The 5,782-nt window shown below is 41.5% G+C and carries 1 protein-coding gene; it reads right to left on the minus strand.

Translation table 11 applies throughout. The features are described from left to right. Positions 1 to 128: 128 nt before the first annotated feature. Positions 129 to 5,782 (minus strand): MBG domain-containing protein (locus tag GTZ96_RS17975; RefSeq protein WP_235973062.1); only part of this gene is annotated, 5,654 nt, incomplete at its 5' end.

Genomic DNA, 5,782 nt, shown 5'->3' on the forward strand with positions numbered 1-5,782 from the left:
AAGCTTTGCAAGCTTCATCATTTGGCAATTCTTTTATAAAGTTTAGTATGCTTTGTCCTTCAAATACTTCCATAACGACTGTTTTTAAAGACATAAAAATACAGAAACTAAATGACTAACTCAATTATTTAATTTTTAACTAGAAGATTTTTTGTAAAATATTTACCATTTGCTAAAGTCATTTTAACAACATAAATACCCTCAACCATTGGAGCTTTTAAAGTTACCCTGTTTTCACTTATAGTTTTATTCTCCATCAACAATCCACCTACACTGTATACTTCAATATGCGCATTCTGTAATCTTGAAGAAGATACATTTGTAATAAGTTCATAACTTGCATTAGTTTTAACCGGATTAGGGACAATTTTTAAATATTCCTCTTCTATTGTTGGAGACAAGACTAGCGGGCAAGTTGTAACTACCATTCCATCCAATCTTGTTGCTTTGGCATAATAAGTACCATTTAAAGCTCCATTCTCTTTAAAATATTGAGCAGTTTGACTTGGAACTAAAACCCCATTTTTATACCAATTGTACGATGTAAAAGTATTAGAACTATTATCAAAGAAGATAATATCTTCAAACTGCTTTCTAATTAAATTAGGTTGACTGTTTACAACCACCAAGTTAACCACTGGAACTGCATTATAATTATTATTACCCAATTGTGAAGCTGTAATAATTGCTGAACCATAATTCTGTAAAGCCAATACTCCATTTGAAATCGTTGCAATATTAGCATTAGAAGAAGTATAACTTACAGGCAAACCACTACTAGAAGTAGCTGTCAATACTGCAGTTGTCACTCCATCACAACCCAACTCTAAAATTTGATTCCAAGTAATAGTCTGATTGGCTTTAGCGATAGTGAAATTTGCTCCAACATAGCTAATGGTATAATTTAATCCCGCACTTAAACTTCCTTGCGTGATTGCATAAGAACCTACATTTTCCCCAACAGTTCTTGTTAAAGCTCCTGTAAATGTATCGCTTCCTACTAAACTTGGCGAAACTGTATAAGCAAAAACAGGATCAGCTGTACCATAAACTTTCGTTTGAGAAGCAGTAGCTGTAACTGTAATTGGTTTAGCTGTAATAGTAAAGTCTTTACTAACATAACTAATAGTATAATTAGAGCCAGCACTTAAACTTCCTTGTATAATAGCATAAGTTCCTATATTTTCTCCTGTAGTTCTTGTTAAAACTCCTGAAAAGGTATCACTTCCTACTAAACTTGGTGAAACTGAATAAGTATATACCGGATTAACAGCACCATACACTTTTGTCTGAGAAGCAGTAGCGGTAACGTTAATTGGCTTAGCTGTGATAGCAAAATCTTTGCTAACATAACTGATAGTATAATTAGAACCGGCACTTAAACTTCCTTGCGTAATTGCATAAGAACCTACATTCTCTCCAGTCGCTCTTGTTAAAACTCCTGAAAAGGTATCGCTTCCTACTAAACTTGGTGAAACTGAATAAGTATATACAGGATTAACAGCACCATACACTTTTGTTTGAGAAGCAGTAGCCGTAACGGTAATTGGCTTAGCTGTAATAGCAAAATCTTTACTAACATAACTAATAGTATAATTAGAACCAGCACTCAAACTTCCTTGCCCAATTGCATAAGTTCCAATATTCTCTCCCGAAACTCTTGTTAAAGCTCCTGTAAAGGTATCGCTCCCTACTAAACTTGGTGAAACTGTATAAGCAAAAACAGGATCAACAGTACCATAAACTTTCGTTTGAGATGCAGTAGCCGTAACCGTAATTGGCTTGGCCGTGACAGCAAAGTCTTTACTAACATAACTAATAGTATAATTAGAACCAGCACTCAAACTTCCTTGTGTAATAGCATAAGTTCCGATATTCTCTCCCGAAACTCTTGTTAAAGCTCCTGTAAAGGTATCGCTTCCTACTAAACTTGGAGAAACTGAATAAGTATATACTGGATTAACAGCACCATACACTTTTGTTTGAGAAACAGTAGCCGTAACTGTAATCGGTTTGGCTGTAATAGAAAAGTCCTTACTAACATAACTGATAGTATAATTAGAACCGGCACTCAAACTTCCTTGTGTAATAGCATAAGTTCCGATATTCTCTCCCGAAACTCTTGTTAAAGCTCCTGTAAAGCTATCGCTTCCTAATAAACTTGGAGAAACTGTATAAGCAAAAACAGGATCAACAGCACCATAAACTTTCGTCTGAGAAGCAGTAACCGTAACCGTAATTGGCTTGGCTGTGATAGCAAAATCTTTGCTAACATAACTAATAGCATAATTAGAACCGGCACTCAAACTTCCTTGTGTAATAGCATAAGTTCCGATATTCTCTCCCGAAACTCTTGTTAAAGCTCCTGTAAAGCTATCGCTTCCTACTAAACTTGGTGAAACTGTATAAGCAAAAACAGGATCAACAATACCATAAACTTTCGTCTGAGAAGCAGTAGCTGTAACGGTAATTGGCTTAGCCGTGATAGCAAAGTCTTTACTAACATAACTGATAATATAATTAGAACCGGCACTCAAACTTCCTTGTGTAATAGCATAAGTTCCGATATTCTCTCCTGCAGCTCTTGTCAAAGCTCCTGTAAAGCTATCACTTCCCACTAAACTTGGTGAAACCGTATTCGCAAAAACTGGATCGGCTGTACCATAAACTTTCGTTTGAGAAGCAGTAGCCGTAACGGTAATTGGTTTGACTGTAATAGCAAAATCTTTACTAACAAAAGTCATTAAATATTTAGACCCTGCCGAAAGAGTACCTGCGTTTATAGCATAATTACCAATATTTTCACCTGTAACTCTTGTTAAAGCTCCTGTAAATGAATCTCCAGACAACAAACTTGGTGTCACTGTATATGTAAAAACAGGATCGCTCTGTCCATATACTTTGGTTTGAGATGCTGTTGCTGTAACAATAATTGGTATTTGATTTAATTTTAGCACAAAATTATATGTAGCAGTACAACTATTTACATCAGTAACCGTAACTGTAAAATTACTATCTGCAACTTGAGTTGAAGTTCCTGTTATCGTACCACTTGATGATAGAGTAAAACCTGAAGGCAAACTACCTGCAGTAACTGCATACGATTTTCCTCCTGTACCTCCTGTAACCGAAATAGTTTGACTATATGATGAATTATAATCATAACCTGGTAAAGTTGTAGTTGTAAAACTCAATGCCGACGGCTGAGTTATTGTATAATTACGTGTTGCTGAACATCCGTTAGCGTCTGTTATCGTTACAGTATAGCTTCCTGCCGCAAGACCTGTAGCTGTAGCCGCAGTTCCTCCAGATGGCGACCATGAATAGGTATAGCCCGGAGTTCCTCCTGAAGGAGAAACCGATGCTGAACCGTTTGAACCACCATTACAAGATACATTGGTTTGAGAACCTGTTGCAGTACTGATTGCCGAAGGTTGAGTAACCGTAAAGTTACGTGTTGCTGTACATCCGTTAGCGTCAGTTATCGTTACCGTATAACTTCCTGCCGCAAGACCTGTAGCTGTAGCCGCAGTTCCGCCAGATGGTGACCATGAATAAGTATAGCCCGGAGTTCCGCCTGAAGGAGAAACTGATGCAGAACCGTTTGTTCCGCCGTTACAAGACACATTGGTTTGAGAACCTGACGCGGTACTGATTGCCGATGGTTGCGTTATTGTATAATTGCGAGTTGCAGTACATCCGTTCGCATCGGTTACAGTTACCGTATAGCTTCCTGCTGCAAGACCTGTAGCTGTAGCTGCTGTTCCGCCAGATGGTGACCATGAATAAGTATAGCCCGGAGTTCCGCCCGAAGGAGAAACCGATGCAGAACCGTTTGTTCCTCCATTACAAGACACATTGGTTTGAGAACCTGACGCGGTACTGATTGCCGATGGCTGAGTAAGAGTATAATTACGTGTTGCTGTACATCCGTTCGCATCGGTTACAGTTACCGTATAGCTTCCTGCTGCAAGACCTGTTGCAGTAGCTGCAGTTCCACCAGATGGTGACCATGAATAAGTATAGCCCGGAGTTCCGCCTGAAGGAGAAACTGATGCAGAACCGTTTGTTCCTCCGTTACAAGACACATTGGTTTGAGAACCTGACGCGGTACTGATTGCCGATGGCTGCGTTATTGTATAGTTGCGAGTTGCAGTACAGCCGTTGGCGTCGGTTACTGTTACAGTATAACTTCCAGCGGCAAGACCTGTAGCAGTAGCCGCAGTTCCCCCAGATGGTGACCATGAATAAGTATAGCCCGGAGTTCCGCCTGAAGGAGAAACCGATGCAGAACCGTTTGTTCCGCCATTACAAGACACATTGGTTTGAGAACCTGTTGCCGTACTGATTGCCGTTGGCTGAGTAAGAGTATAATTACGTGTTGCTGTACATCCGTTCGCATCGGTTACAGTTACCGTATAGCTTCCTGCGGCAAGACCGGTAGCTGTAGCTGCAGTTCCGCCAGATGGTGACCATGAATAGGTATAGCCTGGAGTTCCGCCCGAAGGAGAAACCGATGCTGAACCGTTTGTTCCGCCATTACAAGACACGTTGGTTTGAGAACCTGTAGATGTATTGATTGCCGATGGCTGTGTAAGAGTATAATTGCGAGTTGCTGTACAACCATTAGCGTCGGTTACAGTTACCGTATAGCTTCCTGCGGCAAGTCCGGTAGCCGTGGCGGCCGTTCCGCCAGATGGTGACCATGAATAAGTATAACCAGGAGTTCCGCCAGAAGGAGAAACCGAAGCCGAACCGTTTGTTCCACCGTTACAAGACACATTGGTTTGGGAACCTGAAGAAGTATTGATTGCCGATGGCTGTGTAAGAGTATAATTGCGAGTTGCTGTACAACCATTAGCGTCGGTTACAGTTACCGTATAGCTTCCTGCGGCAAGACCTGTAGCCGTAGCTGCTGTTCCGCCAGATGGTGACCATGAATACGTATATCCCGGAGTTCCGCCCGAAGGAGAAACTGATGCTGAACCGTTTGTTCCTCCGTTGCAAGACACGTTGGTTTGAGAACCTGTAGATGTATTAATTGCCGATGGCTGAGTTATTGTATAGTTTCGAGTTGCAGTACATCCGTTGGCGTCTGTTACCGTTACAGTATAGCTTCCTGCGGCAAGACCTGTAGCCGTAGCTGCTGTTCCGCCAGATGGTGACCATGAATACGTATATCCCGGAGTTCCGCCTGAAGGAGAAACCGATGCAGAACCGTTTGTTCCTCCGTTGCAAGACACGTTGGTTTGGGAACCTGTAGATGTATTGATTGCCGATGGCTGCGTAAGAGTATAGTTTCTAGTTGCAGTACATCCGTTGGCGTCCGTTACCGTTACAGTATAACTTCCTGCGGCAAGACCGGTAGCCGTAGCAGCAGTTCCGCCAGATGGTGACCATGAATAAGTATAACCTGGAGTTCCGCCTGAAGGAGAAACTGATGCAGAACCATTTGTACCACCATTACAAGACACATTTGTCTGGGAACCTGAAGATGTATTGATTGCTGATGGCTGTGTAAGAGTATAGTTGCGAGTTGCTGTACAACCATTAGCGTCGGTTACCGTTACAGTATAGCTTCCTGCGGCAAGTCCCGTAGCAGTAGCTGCCGTTCCGCCAGATGGTGACCATGAATAAGTATAACCAGGAGTTCCGCCTGAAGGAGAAACCGATGCAGAACCGTTTGTTCCTCCATTACAAGACACGTTTGTCTGGGAACCTGAAGAAGTATTGATTGCCGTTGGCTGTGTAAGAGTATAGCTTCTAGTTGCCGTACAACCAT

This window comes from Flavobacterium undicola (assembly GCF_009909155.2).
In the GTDB taxonomy this organism is placed as follows: Bacteria; Bacteroidota; Bacteroidia; order Flavobacteriales; family Flavobacteriaceae; genus Flavobacterium; species Flavobacterium undicola.